General features: G+C 69.1%; 23 protein-coding genes. 15 read left to right on the forward strand and 8 right to left on the reverse strand.

Going from position 1 to position 22826, the window contains the following annotated elements; all coding sequences use genetic code 11:
- Positions 1-10 precede the first annotated feature (10 nt).
- Positions 11-187, forward strand: a complete 177-nt coding sequence (locus tag RIC11_RS10295; RefSeq protein ID WP_350210920.1) for a hypothetical protein — start codon at positions 11-13, stop codon at positions 185-187.
- An 11-nt stretch (positions 188-198) separates the two neighbouring features.
- Entirely contained in the window at positions 199-1008 is an 810-nt protein-coding gene (locus RIC11_RS10300; protein WP_350210922.1) for a hypothetical protein, read from the forward strand.
- A 31-nt stretch (positions 1009-1039) separates the two neighbouring features.
- Here the strand turns inward: RIC11_RS10300 and RIC11_RS10305 are convergent, their stop codons facing one another.
- The 5 genes from RIC11_RS10305 to secA all read right to left on the reverse strand — a co-directional run bounded on the left by RIC11_RS10305 (position 1040) and on the right by secA (position 7177).
- The gene (locus RIC11_RS10305; protein ID WP_350210924.1) at positions 1040-2359 is read right to left on the reverse strand and encodes a 3-deoxy-D-manno-octulosonic acid transferase; all 1320 of its coding nucleotides are present in this window, start codon (positions 2357-2359) and stop codon (positions 1040-1042) included.
- A gap of 23 nt (positions 2360-2382) precedes the next feature.
- Positions 2383-2703 carry a type II toxin-antitoxin system RelE/ParE family toxin gene (locus tag RIC11_RS10310; protein ID WP_350210926.1) on the reverse strand — a complete coding sequence of 107 codons (321 nt, stop codon included), beginning with the start codon at positions 2701-2703 and terminating at the stop codon, positions 2383-2385.
- Positions 2691-2915, reverse strand: a complete 225-nt coding sequence (locus tag RIC11_RS10315) for a hypothetical protein (protein WP_350210928.1) — start codon at positions 2913-2915, stop codon at positions 2691-2693. Before RIC11_RS10315 ends, RIC11_RS10310 begins: the two co-directional genes overlap by 13 nt.
- 37 nt (positions 2916-2952) lie before the next feature.
- A complete protein-coding gene (locus RIC11_RS10320; RefSeq protein WP_350210930.1) occupies positions 2953-3198 on the reverse strand; it encodes a hypothetical protein in 246 nt (81 codons plus the stop codon).
- Between the two features lie 292 nt (positions 3199-3490).
- Positions 3491-7177 carry a preprotein translocase subunit SecA gene (secA, locus tag RIC11_RS10325; RefSeq protein WP_350210932.1) on the reverse strand — a complete coding sequence of 1229 codons (3687 nt, stop codon included), beginning with the start codon at positions 7175-7177 and terminating at the stop codon, positions 3491-3493.
- A gap of 648 nt (positions 7178-7825) precedes the next feature.
- On the opposite strand from secA, the gene RIC11_RS10330 reads away from it, so the two are divergent.
- Positions 7826-9187, forward strand: coding sequence for a tetratricopeptide repeat protein (locus RIC11_RS10330; protein ID WP_350210934.1), 1362 nt, complete (start codon positions 7826-7828; stop codon positions 9185-9187).
- 223 nt (positions 9188-9410) lie between these two features.
- Here the strand turns inward: RIC11_RS10330 and RIC11_RS10335 are convergent, their stop codons facing one another.
- The 3 genes from RIC11_RS10335 to RIC11_RS10345 all read right to left on the reverse strand — a co-directional run bounded on the left by RIC11_RS10335 (position 9411) and on the right by RIC11_RS10345 (position 12387).
- A complete protein-coding gene (locus RIC11_RS10335; protein WP_350210936.1) occupies positions 9411-9929 on the reverse strand; it encodes a hypothetical protein in 519 nt (172 codons plus the stop codon).
- 213 nt (positions 9930-10142) lie between these two features.
- Positions 10143-11870 (reverse strand): DEAD/DEAH box helicase, encoded by a 1728-nt coding sequence (locus tag RIC11_RS10340; protein ID WP_350210938.1) that lies wholly within the window; start codon positions 11868-11870, stop codon positions 10143-10145.
- Positions 11871-11916: 46 nt separating this feature from the next.
- Positions 11917-12387 carry a hypothetical protein gene (locus RIC11_RS10345; RefSeq protein WP_350210940.1) on the reverse strand — a complete coding sequence of 157 codons (471 nt, stop codon included), beginning with the start codon at positions 12385-12387 and terminating at the stop codon, positions 11917-11919.
- Between the two features lie 365 nt (positions 12388-12752).
- On the opposite strand from RIC11_RS10345, the gene RIC11_RS10350 reads away from it, so the two are divergent.
- From RIC11_RS10350 to RIC11_RS10405, 12 genes are all read left to right on the forward strand, one after another.
- Positions 12753-13223 carry a hypothetical protein gene (locus RIC11_RS10350; protein WP_350210942.1) on the forward strand — a complete coding sequence of 157 codons (471 nt, stop codon included), beginning with the start codon at positions 12753-12755 and terminating at the stop codon, positions 13221-13223.
- 110 nt (positions 13224-13333) lie between these two features.
- A complete protein-coding gene (locus RIC11_RS10355) occupies positions 13334-14476 on the forward strand; it encodes a phenylacetate--CoA ligase family protein (protein WP_350210943.1) in 1143 nt (380 codons plus the stop codon).
- Complete coding sequence (locus RIC11_RS10360; protein ID WP_350210945.1) at positions 14476-14664, forward strand: type II toxin-antitoxin system HicA family toxin; 189 nt, start codon at positions 14476-14478, stop codon at positions 14662-14664. Before RIC11_RS10355 ends, RIC11_RS10360 begins: the two co-directional genes overlap by 1 nt.
- 19 nt (positions 14665-14683) lie before the next feature.
- The gene (locus tag RIC11_RS10365) at positions 14684-14941 is read left to right on the forward strand and encodes a type II toxin-antitoxin system HicB family antitoxin (RefSeq protein ID WP_350210947.1); all 258 of its coding nucleotides are present in this window, start codon (positions 14684-14686) and stop codon (positions 14939-14941) included.
- Positions 14942-15030: 89 nt separating this feature from the next.
- Positions 15031-15327 carry a hypothetical protein gene (locus RIC11_RS10370; RefSeq protein WP_350210948.1) on the forward strand — a complete coding sequence of 99 codons (297 nt, stop codon included), beginning with the start codon at positions 15031-15033 and terminating at the stop codon, positions 15325-15327.
- 40 nt (positions 15328-15367) lie between these two features.
- A complete protein-coding gene (locus RIC11_RS10375; RefSeq protein ID WP_350210950.1) occupies positions 15368-16789 on the forward strand; it encodes an aldehyde dehydrogenase family protein in 1422 nt (473 codons plus the stop codon).
- Between the two features lie 63 nt (positions 16790-16852).
- Positions 16853-17587: an exostosin domain-containing protein gene (locus tag RIC11_RS10380; RefSeq protein ID WP_350210952.1), complete on the forward strand. Its 735-nt coding sequence runs from the start codon at positions 16853-16855 to the stop codon at positions 17585-17587.
- Positions 17588-17655: 68 nt separating this feature from the next.
- Positions 17656-18813 (forward strand): iron-containing alcohol dehydrogenase, encoded by a 1158-nt coding sequence (locus RIC11_RS10385; protein WP_350210954.1) that lies wholly within the window; start codon positions 17656-17658, stop codon positions 18811-18813.
- A gap of 169 nt (positions 18814-18982) precedes the next feature.
- Positions 18983-20044, forward strand: a complete 1062-nt coding sequence (locus RIC11_RS10390) for an outer membrane protein assembly factor BamB family protein (RefSeq protein ID WP_350210956.1) — start codon at positions 18983-18985, stop codon at positions 20042-20044.
- Positions 20041-20409 carry a GxxExxY protein gene (locus RIC11_RS10395; protein ID WP_350210957.1) on the forward strand — a complete coding sequence of 123 codons (369 nt, stop codon included), beginning with the start codon at positions 20041-20043 and terminating at the stop codon, positions 20407-20409. The genes RIC11_RS10390 and RIC11_RS10395 overlap by 4 nt, the downstream gene beginning before the upstream one ends.
- Positions 20410-20453: 44 nt before the next feature.
- Entirely contained in the window at positions 20454-21746 is a 1293-nt protein-coding gene (locus RIC11_RS10400; protein ID WP_350210959.1) for a coproporphyrinogen-III oxidase family protein, read from the forward strand.
- An 89-nt stretch (positions 21747-21835) separates the two neighbouring features.
- Positions 21836-22819 (forward strand): 3'(2'),5'-bisphosphate nucleotidase, encoded by a 984-nt coding sequence (locus tag RIC11_RS10405; protein WP_350210961.1) that lies wholly within the window; start codon positions 21836-21838, stop codon positions 22817-22819.
- Positions 22820-22826: the final 7 nt, after the last annotated feature.

A 22826-nucleotide genomic window follows, 5' to 3' on the forward strand; every position in this document is an offset into this window, starting at 1 on the left:
GGAGTTTCCTATGCTTCCCGATATCAAGATCGCTCTGCCCATCCTGTTCGTGCTGTGGTGCGCGGGGAGCTTGTGGGCGATGCAGAGCCCGGTGATGCTGATTTACCCGGCGATGTGGGTCGCGGTCGGACTGTTGTTCCTCGTGATCAGCAAGATGTTCGGCGCCGCCTCGGGCGACGCCAGCTAGCGGCCCCGGCGATGAAGCAGCTCGACCGGCTAGAGAAGCGCTTCGGGCGGCTGGCCGTGCCGAACCTCGTGCCGGCGATCGTCATCGGTCAGGTCGCGGTCTACGCGCTCGCCGCGTTGCAGGACGCCCGCGGCCGAGGGCCCGCCGCGCTCGACGTCGACGCTCTCGTGCAGCTGCGGCCCGACCTGGTTCTGCGGGGCCAGGTCTGGCGGGTCGTCACGTTCTTGTTCGAGCCGCCGCGGTACTCGCTCATCTTTCTGCTGCTGCACTGGTACGTGCTGTGGTTTATCGGCCAGGCGCTGGAGCAGATGTGGGGGGCGTTCCGGCTGACGCTCTACCTGCTTGTCGGCTACGCGGCCACGGTCGCCGTGGCCTTCTTCTTGCCGCCGGGCATGGCGACCAACGCGTACCTGTACAGCTCGCTGTTCCTCGCGTTCGCCAGCCTGTACCCGGACTTTGTCTTCCACATCTACTTCGTGCTGCCGATGAAGGCGAAGTGGCTGGCGGCGATCACCTGGGCGGTGTTCGCGCTGCGGGTCTTCACGGGCGGGTGGCCGGTCTTCTGGCTGGTCCTCGCGACGGTCGCCGACTACCTGCTGTTCTTCGGCTACGGCGCGGTGAAGCGTCTCGGCGAGGCGCGGCGGCGCCAGGAATTCCGCGCCAAGGCCGAGCGGGCGGCCAAGCCGATCGTGCACGAGTGCCGCGTGTGCGGCCTGACCAACCAGATGGCGCCGCGGACCGCGTTCCGCTACTGCTCCAAGTGTGCGGGGCAGCAGTGTTACTGCCCCGACCACCTGGGGAACCACGAGCACGTGGTTTAGCGGGCAGCCATGTGGCGGGCGCCGGGCGCCGTTAGGCGGCGCGCCGGAGCCGGCCGGCGTCGGGCAGGAGTTTTTGGACGAGGTCGGCGGTTCGGCCGGCCGCGCCGAGCTGCACCGCGACCATCCCCTGCGCGCGGCGGCCCAGCTCACGGGCTTCGGCGGGCAGCTCCAGGCAGGCGGTGACGAACGCGGCGAGGGCGTCCTCGTCGGCGACGACCCGCGCGCCGTCGGCCTCGACGAGCGCGGCGACGATGTCGCGGAAGTTGCGGGTGTTCGGGCCGAAGCAAGTGGCCACGCCGTACGCGGCCGGCTCGATCATGTTCTGCCCGCCCCGGTCGCCGAAGCTGCCGCCAACGAAGCCGATGTCCGCCACGCCCCACCACGCGCCGAGCTCGCCGATCGTGTCGACGAGAAGGATTGCGGGTTTCGGATTGCCGATTGCGGATTGCAATTCGCTGCGGCGGGTCCACGGGAGGCCGCTTTGGTCGAGCACGCGGGCGACCTCGTCGAAACGCTCCGGATGCCGCGGCACGAGCACCAGGCGCAGCCCGGGGTGGTCCTGGCGGGCCTCTTCGAACACCCGCAGGCAGATCGCCTCTTCGGGCGTCTGGGTGCTGCCGGCGAGCCACACGGTGTGCCGGTCGGTGTAGCCGGCGAGCGACCGCAGCTGGCGCGTGCGTGGGTTGTCGCGGCGGGTCTGGGCGCCGTCGTACTTGAGCGAGCCGGTGACCGCCGAAACCCGGCGGCGGGCGCCGAGTCGGATGAACCGCTCGCGGGTGGGGGCGTCCTGCGTGGCGACCAGGTCGAGCGAACGCAGCGTGGGGCCGAGCAGCGGCCGCACCCGGCTGTAGCCGCGGAAGCTGCTGTCGCTGAGCCGGCCGTTGACCACGCCCACCCGCGCGCCGTGCCGCTTGGCGGCGGCGATCAGGTTGGGCCAGAGCTCGAGCTCGGCCAGTAGCAGCACGTCGGGCCGCACGCGGCGGACCGCCTCGTCGGCGGCCCAGGAGAAGTCGAGCGGGCAGTAGAAGACCGTGTGGCGGTCGCCGTAGCGGTTCGTGGCGAGGTCGTAGCCGGTCTTGGTGGTCGTCGACACAACGATCTCGGCGTCGGGCCGGCGGTCGCGGAGCTCGGCGATCAGCACCGCGAGCAGGTTCACCTCGCCGACGCTGACCGCGTGCAGCCACACGCAGGGCCGGTCCCCGCGGCGCTCGGGCGCGTGGCCGAGGAGCTTCTCGGCGTAACCCTCGCGGTGTTTGCCGGTCCGCCAAGCGGACCAGGCGATAGCGGGCGAGGCCGCGGCGAGCGCGGCGGCGTAGGCCGCGTTGAGCGACCAGCGGGAGATTGGGTGCATCGGGAATCCTTTCCCGGGACGAACTAGTCAGCGAACTCTTCGCCGTCGAAGAGGTCCTTTGGTCGAAAGTCGCGGCTGGTGTGCACAACCGCTAGCACCTCGACCGCGTCCTCGCTGCGGATCTGATAGACGATTCGGTACCGACCGTACAAGAGGTTTCGCACCTCGCGGTCGGGCAACGCCGGCTCGCGCCAGCCGAGTCGGGGATGAGCGGCGAGCGTTTGCGTGGTTTCGAAGATCCCCTCCACCACGCGAGCAGCGGCGTCGAAGCTGTGCGTGGCGAGGTAGGAGTCGATTCTGCGCAAGTGATCACGAGACCGCGTGCTCCAGATCACTTTCGCCACGAGTCGATCTCCTGCCGCATCTCTTCGCTGGTGAGCACACGTCCTTCGTCGACTTCCTTCATTGCGAGGCGCACCTCGCGGCGGAGCAACAACTCGCGGATCAATTCGTCGTAAGTGCTGTCCGCGGGCTGAGCCTGCAGGACCGAAATCAAGTCGTCCTTCGGCAATGGCCGGGTCGTTGCGTCGGCGGTGGGTCGCTCGGCGGTCGCCATGGCGGAGGCTCGCTATCGGGAGGTGGCTCGTGTGGCTTTACCGGATTGGAACCGGTCCGGTTGCGGCATCTAAAAGCATAGCCCGGTCGACGTCGCCGGGCACGCCGACGTTGGACACGTCGAGCGAAACCGTCAGCGGCTGGGCCGCTTCGAGCGTGGCGACGCGCCGCTCGAGGTGCGTCACCTCCTGCCGCAGCACGCGGACCCACGTGACCAGAGCGGCAACGAGCGCCAGCAGCGGCGCGAGCAGCAGCAGCGAGCCGAGGCCGAGACGCTTGGGCATGGCTGGACCTTCGCTTGGCTGGGAGGGAACCACGGATCAACACGGATAGACACGGATGAAGGCCGCGCTTCGAGCCTACTGTGCCACGCCAACCGCTACGCCGCGATCAGGCAGCGTTGTTCCTCAGCCTCTAGTCTGTCGTGCCCTTCCGAAGGCCCTATACCATCGCAAGTTGCACAATGAGGACAGCTATCCCGAGGATCCCAGCGGCCGACAGAAGCAACACTGCCCCAGCATTCACAGATGGGCGAGCCTGTTGAACTTCCGATCCGTGTTCATCCGTGGTTCCTTACTAAGCGGCCGAGCCCGCGCCGGCCTTCAGGCAGCACTGCTTGTACTTCTTGCCGCTGCCGCAGGGGCAGGGGTCGTTGCGGCCGACCTTCTCGCCGTGGTTGCGGATGGTCTCGACCTTCTGGTCGCTCTGCGGCTGGCTCGGGTCGTCGGGCTGCTGCTGGGCGGCCTCGCTGAGGGTCGCAGCCTCCTCGTGCTTCGCGGTCGCGTCGGCCCAGGTGTTACTCACGAAGTCTTCGTTGAGCTGCTCCATGCGGAACACCAGGTCGGTGACGTACGCGCCGACCGAGCCCCACATCTGCTCGAACATCCGCATGCCCTCGCGCTTGTACTCGACCTTCGGGTCGACCTGGGCGTAGCCGCGTAGGCCGACGCTCGAGCGCAGGTGGTCCATCGCCAGCAGGTGCTCTTTCCAGCCCTGGTCGAGGATCTGCAAGAGGAGCTGGCGCTCCATGCGGCGCATCTCGGGGCGGTAGCGGTCCTCGACCAGGCGGTCGACGCGGCGGACCGCTTGCTCGCGGTCGAGCGTGGCCAGCTCGGTGGTGTCGATCGACTGCCCGGTTTCGCCGCGGAGCCACGCGGCCAGGTCGTCGAGCTTGCCGTTCATGCCGCTCGCGGCGCCGAGCGTGGCGCCGTGGTCCGGCGCGGCGTCGAACAGCCGCTCGACCCGGTCGCGGGCCTCGGCGGCGACGCGCTTGGCGTGCTTGTTCGCCTCGCGGCTGTACTCCACCAGCTGCTGGCGGATCTCTTCGCGTTGCTTGCTCTTGAGGTCTTCGACCGTCAGGTCCACGCCGAAGCGGCGCTTGGCCCACTCGACCAGGCCCTCGCGGTCGAGCGTCTGCTTCCGCGCGCCGAAGCGGTACATGGCCGCCAGCACCGGGTACTCGGCCTCGCGCGCGTCGTAGGCCAGCTCGGCCCGCTCGTGGGCGATCGACTTGACCTCTTCGGGCTCGAGCTCGACCAACTCGGCCGGGTCGATCGGGACGCCGAACTTGTCGCGCATCCAGCCGCACGCCGACTCGACGCCGAAGCGCGGCTCCAAGAGCGGCGCGCCCTGCGACAGGTCGACCTTGTCGAGCTGCTCGTGGGCGCGCTCGATCAGCTCGGTCGACAGGTGGTCGCGGCCGGTCTTCTTGAGGTCGCGGTCGCGGTAGTTGAGGCCGAAGCGGGCGTTGGCCCACTTGGCGAGCGCGTTCCAGTTCCACTCCTCCTCTTCGTTCTCGGGGAGGTTCTCCTCGATGGCGTCGAAGATCTGCGACTCGGCCTGGCGGTTGGCCTCGTCGTGGGCCAAGCGGTCGGCCTCGTCGAAGGTGAGGTTGCGGAAGTCGCGCGGGTCGAGGTCGACGCCCAGCGCCTTGCCCGCGCCGGCCGCGAACGACTCGACGCCGTACTTGGGGTCGAGCAGCACGGACAGTCGCTCGTCGATCTGCTCGCGGATCATGTCGAGCAACAGGTCGCGGCAGTTGGCGCCGTCGAGGATCTGCTGGCGGTAGCCGTACACGCGCTTCCGCTGCGAGTTCATGACCTCGTCGTACTCGAGCAGGTTCTTCCGCGCCTCGAAGTTCATCTCCTCGCGTTTCTTCTGCGCGCCCTCGATGCGGCGTTGGACCATCCCGGACTCGATCGGCTCGCCGTCCTTGAGGCCGAGGCCCTGCATCATCTTGCGGACCCAGTCGCCGAAGAAGATGCGGAGCAGGTCGTCTTCGAGCGACAGGAAGAAGCGGCTGGAGCCGGGGTCGCCCTGCCGGCCGGAGCGGCCGCGGAGCTGCAGGTCGATGCGCCGGGCCTCGTGGCGCTCGGTGCCGATGATGTAGAGGCCGCCGAGCTCCTTGACCTCCTCGCCCTGCTCGGACATGCCGTACTCGCGGTCGATCGATTCGACCAGCGCGTCCCACTCCTCGTTGGGCACCTCGAGGCGGCTCGGGTACTTCTCTTGCAGCCGCGCCCAGGCCATCGTGTCCGGGTTGCCGCCGAGCACGATGTCGGTGCCGCGGCCGGCCATGTTCGTGGCGATCGTGACCGCGCCCTTGCGGCCGGCTTGGGCGACGATCTCGGCCTCGCGTTTGTGCTGCTTGGCGTTGAGCAGCTCGTGCTTGATGCCGCGTTTGGTGAGGAGGCCGGAGAGCCTCTCGGACTTCTCGATCGACACGGTGCCGACCAGGATCGGCCGGCCGGGCTTCTGGAGGTCTTTGATCTTCGAGCGCGGGATGACCTCACGCTCTTTCTTGCCGGCCAGCTGGATCTCGACCTCGCTGTCGGTCTCTCGGGTTAGCACGCCGGTGCGCCAGTCGCCGCTGGTGAGCTCGACGGTCGTGTGCTTGTTCAGGCGCTCGATCTCGTCGGCGACGGCCTGGTACTTCTCTTTCTCGGTGCCGTAGATGACGTCCGGGTACTCGATGCGTTGCATCGGGCGGTTGGTCGGGATGCCGACCACGTCGAGCTTGTAGATCTGCCAGAACTCGCCGGCCTCGGTCAGCGCGGTGCCGGTCATGCCGCTGAGCTTGTCGTACAGCTTGAAGAAGTTCTGCAGGGTGATCGTGGCGAGGGTCTGGTTCTCCTTCTTGATGGGCACGCCTTCCTTGGCCTCGACCGCCTGGTGCAGGCCGTCGGACCACTGGCGGCCCTCCATCTTGCGGCCGGTGTGCTCGTCGACGATGACGACCACGCCGTCGTCGACGACGTAATTCACGTCGCGCTTGTACAGGTGGTGGGCCTTCAGCGAGTTGTCGATCAGGTGCGGCCACTGCATGTTGCCGGCCGTGTAGAAGCTCTCCACGCCGGCCAGCTTCTCCGCCTCGCGCACGCCCTCCTCGGTGAGGTTGGCCGTGTGCTCCTTCTCCTTGACCTCGAAGTGCACGCCGGGCTTCAGCGCGCGGGCGACCCGGTCGGCGCGCTGGTACTTGGTGACGTCGTCCTGCGCGGGGCCGGAGATGATCAGCGGCGTGCGGGCCTCGTCGATGAGGATGTTGTCGACCTCGTCGACGATCGCGAAGCAGAGCCGCCCCTGGGCCTGCTGCTGGTGCTTCGGGAAGCGGTCGTCGCCGAGGGCGGCGACGCGCATGTTGTCGCGCAGGTAGTCGAAGCCGAACTCGTTGTTCGTGCCGTACGTGATGTCGCACGCGTACGCGGCCTGGCGCTCGTCGGGCTCCATGCCCGAGTAGATCGCGCCGATGGTGAGCCCGAGGTTGGTGAACAGCGGGCCCATCCACTCCATGTCGCGGCGGGCCAGGTAGTCGTTCACGGTGACCACGTGCACGCTGCCGGCCAGCGCGTTGAGGTAGGTCGGCAGCGTGGCGGTGAGGGTCTTGCCCTCGCCGGTGACCATCTCGGCGATCGCGCCGGAGTGCAGGATCATGCCGCCGATGAGCTGCACGTCGTAGTGCTTCATGCCGAGGAAGCGCACGCCCGCCTCGCGGCACACGGCGAACGCCTCGACGAGCAAGTCGTCGAGCGTCTCGCCGCGCGCCAGGCGTTCGCGGAACAGGCGCGTCTGGTCGCGCAGCTCCTCGTCGCTCATGGCCTGGTACTTCGGCCCGAGCGCGTTGATGGCCTGGACCTTGGGCTCCAACCGGCGGAGGTTCCGCGCGTTGGCCGATCCGAACAGGCCGGTCACGGTGCGTTCGAACCGCCCGAGGATCGTGTTGACGATCGTGCCGAGGGTTTCCCAGAGACGTTCGAGCAGCTCCATAGCCGGGCTCGCGGTAGAGCGTGTCGGCCGCGGGGGGCGACACGCGTCAGAAAGGAAATTTAGGAATCGGTGGTAGCCACAGCGCCGCGACGCCCAGCGGGCTCGGGTCGGCGAAGCCCCGGACGCGGCGCCCCCTCACGCTGTGCGGCGCCGCCCGCCACGCGGCGGGAGGCGCCCCGCGTCTGCCAATTTGGCCGAGCCTACCGCCCCCGGGCGCCGCGGCAGGCGGGCTCGGGCGGGGGGATTGCGTTACCGGCCGGGGTGGGGTGGGTGGCGCCTCGCGAGGGATGTCGTAAATGCTTACAGAAACGAACTTTATTGCTGATCGGCCGATGGGTCAACGCTGGACAGGCGGGGCCACGCGGTGGGGTGGCGGGCGCCGGTTGTCGCGGTTGCCGCGGCGCCGCGGCGATGTTTCCCGGCAACTGGCGTACCCTGCGGCGGGCGGAGGCGCTGGGATAAAGGTAAGCTGAAGCCTTGTGTTGGAACCCGGCGCCGGCGCGGTGCGTAACAGGAGTCTCTGCGGCGCCGCCGCAAGTTGTTAGAGCAAAACACTTTTCGCGGCCCCGCCCCTGGGAAGCCACCGGCGGGCCGCCCCCTGAAGGAAACGCCATGGCAGCCGCCTCAATTTCCCCCGCCGCCCAAAGGATGGCTCGCTTCGCAGCCGGATTGCTGAGCCTGGCCGTCGCCGCCAACGTGGCCACCGCCCAAACCGGCCAAGCGACCGATCAGAGCGTCGAGGCGCTGATCGGCGACAGCGTCAGTTCGCCCAGCGACGAGCGGTACAACAACGTGCGTGAGGCGATCCAGCGGTTCGCCAACGGCGACCAATTGGCCGCCGAGACGCTCCTCGAGCGGGCCGTCGAAGAGAACCCGAGGCTGCCGCCGGTCGGCGTGTTGATGGCGAAGCTGCAGCTCATCTCGGGCAACGCCGCGGCCGTCCGCGGCGCCCTCGAGCGGGCCGTGCAGAACGACGCCGCCGACGACCCCGAGCCCTACCTGCTGCTAGCCGAAGAGGCCCTCAGCGGGCAGCGGACCATCGAGGCCGACGCGTTGTTCGACAAGGCGGTCGAGCTGATCGAAGCCTACGACGCCAACGCCAAACGCAAGCGCCTGTTCCAGATCCGCGCCTACCGCGGCCGCGCGGAGATCGCCCAGCGACGGCAGAGCTGGGAGAAGGCCGAGAGCGACCTCCGCAAGTGGATCGAGCTGGAGCCCGAGGAAGCGTCCGCCCACCAGCGCCTGGGCCAGGTCCTGTTCATGCACGAGCAGGACGCGAAGGACCAGGAGGGCTTCAAGGCGTTCGCCCGCGCACAGCAGCTCAACAACGATTTGCCCAACCCGTACGTGTCGGCGGCGCTGATGTACCAGCGCCGCGACTCGACCTCCCGCGCGATGGAGGCCTTCGAGCGCGCATTCCAGCAGAGCGGCACCGACGCGACGACGCTGGTCTCCTACGGCCAAGCCCTGCTGCAGAACGGCGACATTCAAAAGGCCGAGCAGGTGCTCAAGCAGGCGCGGTCCGCGGCGCCGGACCAGGTCAACGTGTGGCTGCTGTCGGGGGTCGCTGCGCGGATGGCCGGCGACGCCGAAACGGCCGAGCAGCACTTGCTGCGGGCTCTGGCCCTGCAGCCCTCCAACCGCGAGGTGCTCAATCAACTCGCGCTGGTGCTCGCCGAGAGCCCCGACCAGGACGACAAGCAACGCGGCCTGCAGTTCGCCTCGATGAACCGCCAGCTCAACCAAGACAACGCCGACATCAACGTGTCGCTCGCGTGGGTCTTGTACCAAAACGGCCGCGTGCGTGAGGCGAGCCAGCTGTTGCAGCAGGCGCTAACGAACGCGTCGCTGACGGCCGACGGCAAGTACCTGGTGGCCGAGATCTTGGCCGCTTCGAACAACCCGACGACCAAGAAAAACGCGAAGACGCTGCTGGAGTCGGCCCTGAAGGACAACCGCGGCATCTTTATCGAACGCAAGGCGGCCGAGGAACTGCTCGCCACGCTCTGATCGAGCAGCCAGCGAGGGCGCCGGCTGAACGGCGACCGCGGCGCATAAAAAAGGTCGTGGCAGCGCGTTCCGTCGCCCTGCCACGACCTTTGTCCTGAAGCAAAACACGAGCCGTGTTTCGCCCTCCCGGTGGTAGGATCGGCGGCGGGGGCCACGGGCGTGCAGCGAAATTTCGACAAAAGTGGCGCGAGCCGCACCGGCCGGCGTGGCGGCAGAAACCGGATTACCCCTCTGGGGTGGCCATCATCTGGCGGCCGATCGTTTGGATCGCGTTGAGCCAGTCGCCTTCGCCGCCAGCTTCGGGCCGCGGCGGAAGCGGAGCGGCGGCCGGCGGCGCCCCGCGACGCGGCGCCGCGTCGAGCGGCTGGCGCTCGAGACCGGCCGCCAGCGCGATCGAACCGAGCGACTCGCTGTGCGCGTCTTCGAGCCCCTCGGGGCCGCCGAAGTCGGCGTTGCCGACCGGCCCGCGGGGCGTGGGGGGAGGCACGTAGACTCCCCACGGGCGCGTGCCGAGGCTGCGGAGGTCGTTGTGCAGCGGCCCGCTCATGCGGCCTCCGCAATAGCCGATGTGGCCCGGGTCGCACCGCCAGTAGACGTTGTGGCTGCGGCAAGCCTCGGTCGACGCGAGGCGCATGCCGTTCGTGTAGGTCACGACCGGGTCGCAGAGGAAGCACGGCTGCCCGGCGTTGCAGCACGCGGCCAACGCGGCAGTGGCGGCGGCGGTAACGGTGAGTCGGAGCATTGGGGGTCCCCGTCAGTTAAGGGGAGGGGCACGCGCCGCGGTCGGGCGCGCAGGCAGGACACCCAAACTCTTGCCGCGCCGCGGCAAGCTGTGGCCGATGGGGGGACCAGAATCTACGCGGCCGGGGGGTCGCCGTTCGCCACGACCGCTGCACGCGGCGGCCCTTCGCCACGCGCCCACGGCGACGCGACCCGCGCCGCTTGCCCAGCCCGATCAGGCCGCGGCCGCGTCCGACGGCGGCCGCAGCGGGAACAGCCCCAGCAGGTCGTCGCGCGACAGGCCCGCCGAGCCGGCGCCGATCCCGTCGCGGAACACCGAGTCGAACAGCTCTCGCTTCTGGCGGAGGACCTGGTCGATGCGTTCTTCGATCGTGCCGGTCGCTAGCATCCGGGTAACCGTGACCGGGCCCGCGGCGCCGATCCGGTGCGCGCGGTTGATCGCTTGATCCTCGACCGCCGGGTTCCACCAGCGGTCGAACAAGAACACGTAGCCGGCGAATTGCAGGTTCAGCCCGACGCTCCCCGCGCCGTAGCTCATCAGCAGCACGGGGCAGTTCGGGTCGTCGCGGAAGCGCTGGAGCACCGCGTCGCGACGCCCGTGGGGCACCCGGCCGTGGTACTGCTCGCACTGGTACGCGCCGCCGCTCGCCGCGGCGAGGCCCTCGGCGATCCGCTGGATCGTGTCGACCCATTGGCTGAACACGATCGCCTTGCGCCCGGAAGCCACGCACTCGTCGAGGTCGGCCGCCAGGCGCTCGAGCTTCGCGCTCGCGCCGGTCACCGGGTCGAAGTTGCACACCTGCTTGAGCCGCAGCACCAGCTCGAACACGTGGTGGATCGTCAGCTCGTGGTGCTCATCGGCGTCGAGCTGGCGCAGGCGCAGAACGCCTTCGTCCTCGGCGCGGGTGTAGGTCTCCCACTGCTCGGGCGTGAGCTCGATGGGCTCGTCGCGGACGAGCTTCGGCGGCAGGTCGTTGAGGACCTCGTCCTTCGTGCGGCGGATGACCGCGTCGGAGACCGCCGAGCCGACCGCGCGGGCGGACATGCCGGGGCGGAGCAGGCCGGGCGACACGAACTCGAAGATGCCGACCAGGTCGTCCAGCGAGTTCTCGATGGGCGTGCCGGTCAGCGCCCAGCTGCGGGCGCGGCGGAGCCCGCGTACGGCGCCGGCGGTCGCGCTGCCGGGGTTCTTGATTCGTTGCGACTCGTCGAGCAGGACCAGGTCGTACTCCCTCTCGTGGGCGACCGGTGCGTCGCGTACGAGGGTCTCGTAGCCGACGAGCGTGACCGCCTCGCGGCCGTGACGCCACCGCCACTCCCGGCGTGCGGGGGCGCCCTCGACGACGGCCACCGTGAGCTCCGGCGCCCACATGGCCAGCTCGCGCCGCCAGTTGGTGACCAGCGGCTTGGGGCACACGAGCAGAACGCGCCGCGCCTGGCCCCGGTGCGCGAGCACTCGGATCGCGGTGATCGCTTGCATGGTCTTGCCGAGGCCCATCTCGTCGGCCAGCACCGCGTGCCGCCGCGGGCACAAGAAGGCGATCCCTTCCATCTGGTAGGTGAACGGGTCGAACGGCAGCGGCAGCGTGTCGGCCGACAGAAGCGTCTCGAGCGGCGGCTGCAACAGGCAGGCGAGCCGGTCTTCGAGCCGGACCATGTCGGCGGGCGGTCGCACCCGCGTGGCGGTGCGGCTGCGCGACGGCGGGCCGCTGGACCGCGGGGGCGCGGCCGGCGCGGCGGGGCGCGGGGCGCCCTCCAACCACGCCCTGCCGTCCGGCAGCAAGCCGCCGATCGCACGCGGCGCCCCCTGACGCAGCGGCAGGCTGATCGCCAGCGGCGCGCCGAGCGTGGTGGCGACCGATCCGACTCCGCAGCCGCCGGGCGATGGCAAGCGGACCGACGCGGCCGTGCAGCTCAGCTGCAGCCCGTCGAAGGTCACCACCGACGGCGCTCGCGACGCGCCGGGCAGCGAAGCAGTGGGCGATGGGCTACGCGGCGACAAGTTCGTCCCCCTCGGCGCCCAGGCGCTGCGCCTCGCGGATCGCGTCCCGCACGCGCCCGAACGGCTCGAGCGGGTCGATCGATTGGGCTAGCTTCGCAAGCGGCGAGTCGCCGGCCGGGTGGGGCGCGTCGGGCGTGAGGACCAGCGTGGGCACGCCCGCCGAGCGGCCGGCGGCGGCCGTCGCGTCGTCGGTGGCGAAGAGCCAGGCGATCGGCAGCTTGGCTTTGGCGAGCAACGCGCCGCCGATCAGCTCGCCGCAGAGGTAGTCCTTCAGCGTGGGGCCGTAGAGGATCTGCTGGGCGTGGCTCGGTTGGACCGGTTCGGTGCAGTGGAACTCGAGGGGGCGGCCTCGGTCGCACACGACGAGCAGACCGCCGGTGTAGCCGAGCGCCGCGTCGTCGACGACCAACAAGTATCCGAACGCCGCGTCGCGGCGCGTTGCGTGGGGCAGGGTCACTCTCAGAGGGGGTTAGTCCGTGGGGGGCTGCGGCTGGCGCCGCGAGCGGGCGTCCTGCGTGGCGCCCGCCTTAGGGATTGGATCGGGGATCGCGGCGGTGGGCCTTTAGCCGCCGGCACATCCGGTGCGACCGGCCGCACCGGGCGCCAGCGGCGCCGGCTACCAAGCGCGGGGCTGGAATCGTGGTTCTGTGATGATTTCGTGTAGCCGGAAGCTGGATCGCGCGGCGGCTGCTCGATAAGCTGGCGGAATCGGCCGCACGGCGACCGCCAGCGGCCACAGCCCGCCCGTCAGGGCGCGGCAAGCCCAGCCCGCCATGCGTCGCAGACGATTCCACGCGGCGACACCTTCGGATACCCGGCTCGATGGCTGAAAAAAGCACGGTCCCTCCGTATTTCTCTCAAGTCGACGTGAGCTCCGGCGCACAGCGGCCGACCCACGTGGGCCCCGCCGACGAGCAGACCGAGCTGCTCCGCGACGTGCTCAACGCGCAGGACCGCACCAACGAGCTGCTGGAGGAACTCGTCAGCACGCTGACCGCCCAGCAGCGCCGCCGCCAGGAAGAGATCGAGCGCTGGCGCGGCGCCAACCCGGGCGTGGCGGACGGCTGCCGCGAGGCGGCCGAGGTCCTCAGCGAGGTCCAGGTCGAGTACCTCCGCCGGCTGACCGACGACGTCCGCGACACGGGCGACGAGATGGTCTACGGCGACTTCCTGCTCTCGGAGTTCGTCGACCGCTACGGACCCCGCCTGGCGCACCTCAACGGCGTGATCCAAGCGCTCGCGCAGCTCGGCGGCGGCCAGCCGACCACGGCCGACGAAGAGCAAGAGGGCTGAGCCGCCCTCGCGCGCTCGCCGCACCGGCGGTCTCGGGTCGGTTGCCGGCCTAGCGTAGCGGACCTATCGTGCAGGCGTTGGTAAACCCGCGCCCCACGCCCCGCCGCGCCATGTCCGCAGTCGCTGACGATTCTCTCGCTGATGGCTCCTCGCTCGCTCAAGCCGCAAAGGCGGCCCGCGAAAAGCTCGACGCCCACACCGTCGAGACCGTGCAGTGGCACTTCCACGAGTCGACGGGCTGCCCCTTCTGGCTCGAGAAGAAGGGCGAACTGAAGTTCGACCCTCTGACCGAGGTCAAGTGCTTCGACGACCTCAAGAAGTTCCCCGACTTCGAGGACGAGTGGCTCCGCGGCGGGCCGGTGCGGCGGTGGGTCCCCAAGGGAATCGCCGACAAACCGATCTACGTGTTCGAGACCGGCGGCACCACGGGCATCCCCAAGAGCCGGATCGCGGCGGAAGACTTCCGCACCGACTACTCGATGTTCAGCGACACGCTGCCGGACAAGTACTTCCCGCCGGGGAGCAACTGGCTGATGCTCGGCCCCTCGGGCCCGCGCCGGCTGCGGCTCGCGGTGGAACACCTCGCGCAGCACCGCGGTGGCATCTGCTTCTGCATCGACCTCGACCCGCGCTGGGTCGTGAAGTGCCTCAAGAAGGGCTGGATCGAACAAGCGAACGAGTACAAGAAGCACTGCATCGACCAGGCGATCACGATCCTCACCGCCGGGCACGACGTGCGGTGCATGTTCGGCACGCCCAAGCTGATCGAGGCGCTCTGCCTGGAACTCGAAGAGCGCGGCACGAGCCTAGCCGAGAGCGGGATCACCGGCATCTTCTCCGGCGGAACCGAGTTCACGCCGCAGTGGACGAAGTTTTGCGTGGAGGAGCTGTTCGGCGGCCCGCCGGAGGAGTCCGGCGTTTACATGACGCCCACCTACGGCAACACGCTGATGGGCCTCGCTTGCAGCGAGCCGGTCACCAAGGCGAACGGCTACAAGATCACCTACCACGCCCCCGAGCCGCGGGCGGTGCTGGAGGTGGTCGACTTCGACAACACCGACCAGATCGTCCCTTACGGCGAAACGGGCCGCTCGAAGCTCACCACGCTGACCAAAGAGTTCTTCGTCCCCGGCTTCCTGGAGCGCGACGAAGGCGAACGCGAACCGCCCTGCCCGCAGTACCCCTGGGACGGCATCAGCGGCGTGCGGCCCTTTAGCCGGTTGGAGGGCGGGACGACGGTTGGCGTATACTGATGAAAGTTGGCGAGGTCTTGAAGCTCTTGAAGAAGGACGGGTGGGTGCTTGCTCGTCAGCGTGGCAGCCATCGGCACTTCCGGCACGAGACCAAACCCGGGACGGTGACCGTGCCGGGCAAACCGAGCGATGAGTTGCATCCCAAGACCGAAGCGAGCATTCTCCGGCAGGCTCAGCTCCATAGGTGAGACGTTGCGATACCTTGTGATGATCCGAAAAACACGCACCGGCTACAGCGTCGACGTGCCGGACCTTCCCGGATGCGTCTCTACCGGCTCGACGATCGAAGAAGCCCGGGAGATGATCGCCGAAGCGATCGCGGGCCACATCGAGGTGACTAGGCAGGCCGGCGAGTCCGTGCCGTCCCCCTCGTCGAGCGTCGAGTTCGCGATCGACGAGAACGCCGACGAGGAACTCTGCACATGGGTCGACGTGCAGCCCGAGGAGGCAGCCACGCCGGTCTAGCATCATCGGCGGCAGTCGGTCGTTTGGCCGGCTCAAATAAGGTGCAACGGTGGAGTTTATTAGCCACAGATGGACGCAGATGAACCCAGATGACGAATGCACCACGCTCATCTGACGGCGCCGAGGTGATCTGCTTCGTCGAGTTGGATGAAACAACCCCGCCAACAGGTAACTGCACCCATAGCGTTAACGGAGCAGAATTTCCACCTGTGAGTTTCGCAGGATTGATCGTTGCCCAGTACGCAGGCGAGAAGTCTTTCTTCCTTTTCTACTGCGACGACGGATGGAACGTCATTACCGACACTTGGCATCAGACGCTCGAAGACGCGATATCCCAAGCCAACTTCGAATTTGAGAATTTGAGCAATCGTTGGGCAACCCCGTAGTCGACATCCGCGTTCATCTGCGTTCATCTGTGGCTAATTCATGATCGAACTAAAGGCAATCCGCTGGGGCGAGCCGTACGAGTCGCTCGAGGTGGACGAGGTCAACCACTTCTACACGGGCGAGCCCGTCGCGCGGGTGCACACGGTCGGCGCGGGCATTGTCCAGCGCGACGCGAAGAAGGCGCCCCGCGCCCGCAAGGCGCTCCAGTCGATCCCGCCGGCCGACCTGATCGCGATGTGCAAGCGGGCGGGCGAGCTGTTCGAGTCGGGCACGCTCCGGGTCGGCGACAGCGAGCAGTCGCCCGAAGACTTCATCCAGCAGCAGTCGGCCACGACCGGCATGCCGGTGTCGATGTGCCGCGCGAACGTGAAGAAGAACGCGTTCGTGCTGCAGAACATGGAGCGGATCCTCGACTGCCTCACCCGCGGCCTGTCGCTCGAGATCCTCGCCCGCGGCTACGGCGAGGAGGGGCGCGGCGTCACGGTGAGTTATCAGGCGCAGTGCGACGCGCTCGGCGCGGTGCTCCCCAGCAACTCGCCCGGCGTGCACACGCTGTGGCTGCCGGTGATCCCGCTGCAGATGGGCCTGGTGCTCAAGCCCGGATCGAGCGAGCCGTGGACCCCCTACCGCGTTTACTCCGCCATGGTCGAGGCGGGCGTCCCGCCGGAGACCTTCTGCCTGTACCCGGGCGCCGGGGCCGACATCGGCGGGGCGATCCTCTCGAGCTGCCGCCGGTCGATGATCTTCGGCGGGCCGCAGACGGTCGCCCAGTACGAGAGCAACCCGAAGGTGCAGGTGCACGGCCCGGGCTACTCGAAGGTGCTGCTGGGCGAGGATTGCGTCGATGACTGGGAGCGGCACGTCGACCTGCTGGTGGACAGCGTGTACCGCAACGGCGGCCGGAGCTGCCTGAACGCGAGCAGCGTGTACGCGCCGCGGCACTCGAAAGAGATCGCCGAGGCGATGGCCGCGAAGCTCGGCCCGATCGAGGTTCTTCCGCCCGACGACCCGGAGGCGGGCCTCGCCGCGTTCACCATCCCCGGCGCCGCGAAGGCGATCTGGGGTTCTATCGAGAACGACGCCAAGGCGCTCGGCGTGACGCACATGACGGAGAAGTACGGTGACCGCCTTGTGGAACGCGACCCGGTCGCCTACCTGCGGCCGGTGGTGCTGCACCACGCGTCGCACGAGAGCGAGACCCGCAACAAGGAGCAGATGTTCCCGATGGTGAACGTCGTGGAATGCCCGCAGGACCAGATGCTGGGGGCCATCGGCCCGACGCTGATCTGTTCGGCGATCACGAATGACGAGAAGTTCCGCCGCGACCTGGTGAACAGCCTCGACATCGACCGCCTCAACTTGGGAGCGATCCCCACCCCGCAGGTCGATTGGCTGCAGCCGCACGAGGGGAACCTGATCGAGTTCCTCTACCGCGGCCGTGCGGTGCAGGTGGCCCCTTAGGCTAGCAGCGCAAGGGGCGGCGGGGCTCACGGAGTCGGGGCGACAAACAGAGAGGGGCCGAGCGTGCGATTGTTCCGGAAGCGACGCGCCGAGGCCTCGCCCTACCCGCCCACGCTGCAGCTCTACCGCGTGTGGCAAGCGATGATCGAAGCCCGCCCGGGCCTCGCCGTGCCGGGATCGGTCGCCAACGCGCTGCGGGGCGACCCGCTCGTCGGGGACCGGCTGCGGTGGAGCACGACCGCGGCGCCGCCGCGCAGCCTCGAGCCGCGGATCGACCACGCAACGCCGCGGACTCGTGTCGGGGCGTACCAGCAGCCGATCATCGCGCCGCGGTTGATTGTCGATCACCTCCGCGAGCGGTGGCCGGTGGAGCGAGAAGCCCACGCGGTCTTCTGCGGCTTGTTGACCCCGCAGCGCGAGGAGCTGTTCGCTTCGCACGGCTTGTTGGCCAACGGCAGGGTGCGGGTGGTCGCGTCGACGCGCGGGCGGGAGTGGCCCGGCAAGGCGTGGGACGCGGAGTACTTCGACGCCTTGCTCGGCGCCCGGTTCGCGCTCTGCCCGCCGGGCGACCACGCCTGGTCTTACCGGTTCATCGAATCGACGCTGTGCGGCGCGATCCCTGTCGTGTTCTGCGACCACCCGATCCAGAGCAGCTTCGCCGTGCTCGCGCCCCACGAGCTGGCTGCTGGCCGGTACGATGCGGACGTAGCCGAGAAGAACCGCGCGCTGGCCGAAGAGCGTTTCGGCGCGGACCCGCAGCGGCTCGGCGCCGCGATCGACGCCGCCCTAGGGCCCTGACGGCTCTCGGCCATTCCTCCCCGCTGACCCGCCCCTGCCCCAGAACGGCCCTCCCTGTCGGCCCCGCCATGCCCCCTTTCGATTTCCATTGTCCAACACGGATCGTGTTCGGGCCGGGCCGGGTGGCCGAGCTGGGCGGGCTCGTGGCGGGGCTCGGCGTGGGGAGGTTGCTGGTGGTGTCGGACCCGGGCGTCGTGGAGGCCGGGCACACCGGGCGGTGCGTCGAACTGCTCGAGGCGTCCGGCTTGCAGACGCTCTTGTTCGACGGCGTGCAGGAGAACCCGACCACCGACCACGTCCGGCGCGGCGTCGAGGTCGCCCGCGACTACCGGCCCGACGCGATCGTCGCCGTCGGCGGCGGCAGCAGCATGGACTGCACGAAGGGGATCAACTTCGTGTACTCGTGCGGCGGGCGGATGCAGGACTACTGGGGCGTGGGCAAGGCGACCGCCGACCTGTTGCCGATGGTCGCCGTGCCCACGACGGCCGGCACCGGGAGCGAGGCCCAGTCGTTCGCCCTGATCTCCGACGCCCAGACGCACGCGAAGATGGCCTGCGGCGACAAGCGGGCCGCGTTCCGCCTGGCGCTGCTCGACCCCGAGCTCACGCTCACCCAGCCGCCGGCCGTCACGGCCCTGACCGGCGTCGACGCGATCGCCCACACCGTCGAGACGCTCGTCACCAAGAAGCGGAACCAGGTCTCGCTCGCGTTCAGCCGCGAGGCGTGGCGGCTGCTCTCCCAAGGGCTGCCGCGCGTGTTCGACGACCCCAAAGACCTGGTCGCCCGCGGCTGGGTCCAGCAGGGGGCGTGCCTGGCGGGGCTGGCGATCGAGAACTCGATGCTCGGCGCGGCCCACGCGCTGGCCAACCCGCTGACGGCCGCCTATGGGATCGTGCACGGCCAAGCGGTCGGGTTGATGCTGCCACACGTGGTGCGTCACAACGCGGCCCGCGACGAGGGCGCGAGGCTCGCCTACCAAGAGCTGCACGGCGAGAACGACCACCTCGGCGTGCTCGACCCGGAGGAGGCGGTCCGTCAGCAGGCGGGCCACCTCGCGCAGATCGTCCGCCAGGGCGGCCTCGCGGATAGACTGGGGGACCTCGGCGTCGAGCGCGAGCGGCTCCCCGAACTCGCCGCCGACGCGGCCCGGCAATGGACCGGGACCTTCAACCCCGTCGAGATGAGCGAGCATGACTACCTGCGGCTTTACGAAGCGGCGTTCTAACCCTCTCGCTTCACAGGTAAGCCTCACGCAAAGTCGCAAAGGCGCTAAGAACCGTGCAGCGAGGCTCTTCGCGCCCTTGCGCTTTTGTGTGATTCTTTTTTGCGCGTCGGTTGCGAGTGGCGATTGGCCGTTCGCGCGCGGCGGGCTCGACTCCAGCGGCGCGAGCGAAGTGTCCTTGCCGGACGAGCCGAAAGTCCTCTGGACTTACGAGCCCGGCGAGACCGCCTTCGAGGCCACGCCGGTCGTCGCCGACGGGGTCGCCTACCTGGGCGACGCCGACGGCACGGTGCACGCGGTCAAGCTGGCCGACGGGTCGCCGGTCTGGACGACGGCGTTCGACAAGACCGGCTTCCTCTCTCCCGCGGCGGTCGACGGCGGCTTCCTTTACGCGCCAGACATGGACGGCGTCGTGCACTGCCTGGCGCTCGCCGACGGCGCCGAGCGGTGGACCTTCGAGACCGGCACGGAGACCTACGCGGGGCCGATCGTCTACCGACCCGAGGAGGGCCGGCCGGAGAAAGGCAAGCCGCTGCTGCTCGTGCCGACCGAAGGGGGCACGCTCTTCGCGCTCGACGCGGCGACCGGCGAAGAGCTGTGGACGTTCGTGATCGACGCGCCGCTCCGCTGCTGCCCGACCGTCGTGGGCGGCCACGCGCTGTTGGCCGGGTGCGACGGCCAGCTGCACGCGGTCGACGTGGCCACGGGCCTCGAGACCGGCGCGTGCGACATCGGCGGGCCGACCGGCAACACGGCGGCCGTCGCCGAGGGCGTCGCGTACTTCGGCACCGAGGGGGGCCAGTTCTTCGCGATCGACGCGTCGGACCCCACCAGCCCGGCGGTCAAGTGGACCTACCGCGATCCGCGCGGCGGCCAGGGCATCCGCACCGCGGCGGCCCTCTCGCCCGAGGCGGTCGTGTACGCGAACCAGGCCAAGACGGTCTACGCGCTCGAGCCGGCCGCCGGGAAAGTCCTGTGGACCGCGCGCACGAGGAGCGGGGTGGACGCGTCGCCGCTGGCGCTGGGCGGGGGGCGCGTGGTGGTGCTCACCGGCCGCGGCCGCGTGCTGCTGCTCGACGCGGAGTCCGGCGACGAGCTCTGGGCCTACGACGCCGGCGGCTCGTTCGTCGCCAGCCCGGCGGCCGCCGAGGGCCGCGTGCTGGTGGCCAACACCGACGGGGTGCTGATCTGCCTCGGGGGTGAACCACAGATGAACGCAGATGGACGCAGATGAGAGACTTGAATCAAGTCACCGAACAAGTGATTGGCGCCGCGTTCGCCGTGTCGAACTCGCTTGGGGCCGGGTTCTTGGAAAAGGTCTACGAGAACGCTCTCTGTCACGAACTGCGCAAGAGGGGTCTGCATGTCGAACAGCAGAAGTCGATTCAAGTTGTTTACGATGGAATTGTGGTGGGCGCGTACGTCGCCGACTTGGTTGTCGAGGGCGGCGTTCTGGTCGAGCTAAAGGCCGTGCGATCACTCGACGACGTCCACGCCGCACAAGTCCTCAATTATCTCAAGGCGACGGGTCTAACCGTGGGTCTGCTACTCAACTTCGGAGCGCCTCGCGTCGAGGTCAAGCGATTCCGCAACGGTTAACCGACGCTTGCGATCCCCGTCCATCTGCGTTCATCTGTGGTCCCATGTCAGAAGCAACCAAAACCGAAGTCGGCTCCTACTTCATCAGCAACTACCCGCCCTTCTCGCAGTGGTCAAAGGACCGCACCGGCGAGGCTTGGGAGGCGCTGCGCTCCGAGCCCCGCGACGTGCCGCTCGGGCTGTACCTGCACCTGCCGTTCTGCCGCAAGCGGTGCAAGTTCTGCTACTTCAAGGTCTTCACCGACCGCAACGCGAAGGAGGTCGAACGCTACCTGGCCGCGCTCTCCAAGGAGATCGAGCTCGTTAGCGACCTGCCGGTGATGGGCGGCAGGCCGTTCCGCTTCGTCTACTTCGGCGGCGGCACCCCCTCCTACCTGTCGAGCCGGCAGCTCACCCGGTTGGTCGACCGCCTGCGGGCGAACATCGATTGGTCGGCGGCCGAGGAGGTCACGTTCGAGTGCGAGCCCGGCACGCTCAGCGAGGCCAAGGTCGGCACGATCAAGGAGATCGGCGTAACGCGGCTGAGCCTCGGCGTGGAGCACTTCGACGACCAGATCCTCCGCGACAACGGCCGCGCGCACGAGTCGATGGAGATCGACCGCTGCTGGCCTTGGGTGAAAGCGGCCGGCTTCGACAGCGTGAACATCGACCTGATCAGCGGCATGGTCGGCGACACCACCGACAAGTGGCAAGCCGCCGTGCGCCGCGCGACCGACATGGGGCCCGACAGCGTCACGATCTACCAGATGGAGCTCCCCTACAACACCGAGATCTCAAAGGGCGTGCTCGCCGGCGGGGAGTCGCCGGTCGCGTCGTGGCAGCAGAAACGCGACTGGCTCGACTGGGCGTTCGACACGCTGCTCGACGCCGGCTACGAGCAGTCCAGCGCTTACACGGTCGTCAAGCCGGGCGTGGAGTTCAGCTACCGCGACAACCTCTGGCGCGGCAGCGACCTGTTGCCGACCGGCATCGCCAGCTTCGGCCACGTGTCCGGCGTGCACTACCAGAACCACCCCGAGTGGGAGCAGTACATCGGCACGCTCGAAGCGGGCGAACTGCCGATCGGCCGCGCGCTGAAGATCACGCCCCACCAGGCCCTGATCCGCGAGATGGTGCTGCAGCTCAAGAAGGGCCAGATCGCGCCGTCGTACTTCCAAGACAAGTTCGGTGTCGACATCGTCGAAGAATGGCGCGGCGTCTGGGACGGCTACGTCGAAGAGGGCCTCATGAAGCTCGGCGACGACCGCATCGAGCTCACCCGCGACGGCCTGCTCCGCGCCGACTCGCTGCTGCCGCCGTTCTTCGAGCCGGAGCACCAGGGCGTGCGGTACACGTGATCCCGGGCGGCTACCCAACCGGGCACGGCCGGGTTAAGAACGTCGGCGAACCGCTCAAACCGCTCGAACCGCAGCCCGCTGAGCCGCCGATGCACGACACGCCCGAAGCCCGTTTCGCCCTGGCCGCCGTCGGCGAGGCCGCGCTGCTCGCCCGCCGCGTGCAGGCCGAGATGGTCACGGCGGCCCTCGCCAAGGGGGACAAGTCGCCGGTGACCGTGGGGGACTTCGCCGCTCAGGCGGTCGTCGGCAAGCGGCTGAGCGAATCGGGCTTGCCTTGCGGCGTGCTGGTGGGCGAGGAGTCGTCGGCGGACCTCCGGGCCGACAGCGCGACGCTCGACCAAGTCACCCACTTCGTCCGCACGCTCTACGCCCACGCCACGCCGGGCGACGTGTGCCGCTGGATCGACGTCGGCGCGGCCGATCCCGGCGAGGCCTACTGGACACTCGACCCGATCGACGGCACCAAGGGCTTCCTCCGCGGCGACCAATACGCCGTGGCCCTCGCCCTCGTTGAGAACGGCCAAGTGAGCCTCGGCGTGCTGGGTTGCCCCGAGCTCCAGGAAGCCCGCGTGCCGGCGGGCGGCGCGGCCGGGTCGCTGCTGCTCGCCGTCCGCGGCCGCGGCGCCGCTTGGCGCCCGCTCACCGGCGAGGGCGACTGGGCGCCACTGGCGGTCTCGCCGACCGACGACCCGTCGCAGGCCCGCGTGCTCCGCTCGGTCGAAAAGGGGCACACCGACGTCGGCGCGATCGACCACCTGGCCACGTCCATGGGCGTGGCGGTCGACCCGGTCGGCATGGACAGCCAAGCGAAGTACGCGGTGCTGGCCGCCGGCGGCGGCGAGATGCTCGTCCGCCTGCTCTCGGCCGACCGTCCCGACTACCGCGAAAAGGTCTGGGACCAAGCGGCCGGCTCGATCGTCGTGGAGGAGGCCGGCGGCCGTGTCACCGATCTGGAGGGCCAGCCGCTCGACTTCTCGCAAGGCCGCACCCTGGCGAAAAACCGCGGCGTGATCGCGACCAACGGCCACCTGCACGAAGCGGCCCTGGCCGCCCTGAAAGAGATCGGAGCCTAGCGGCCAA

Origin of the sequence: Botrimarina sp. (genome assembly GCF_040219535.1) — a bacterium.
Classification (GTDB): Bacteria; Planctomycetota; Planctomycetia; order Pirellulales; family Lacipirellulaceae; genus Botrimarina.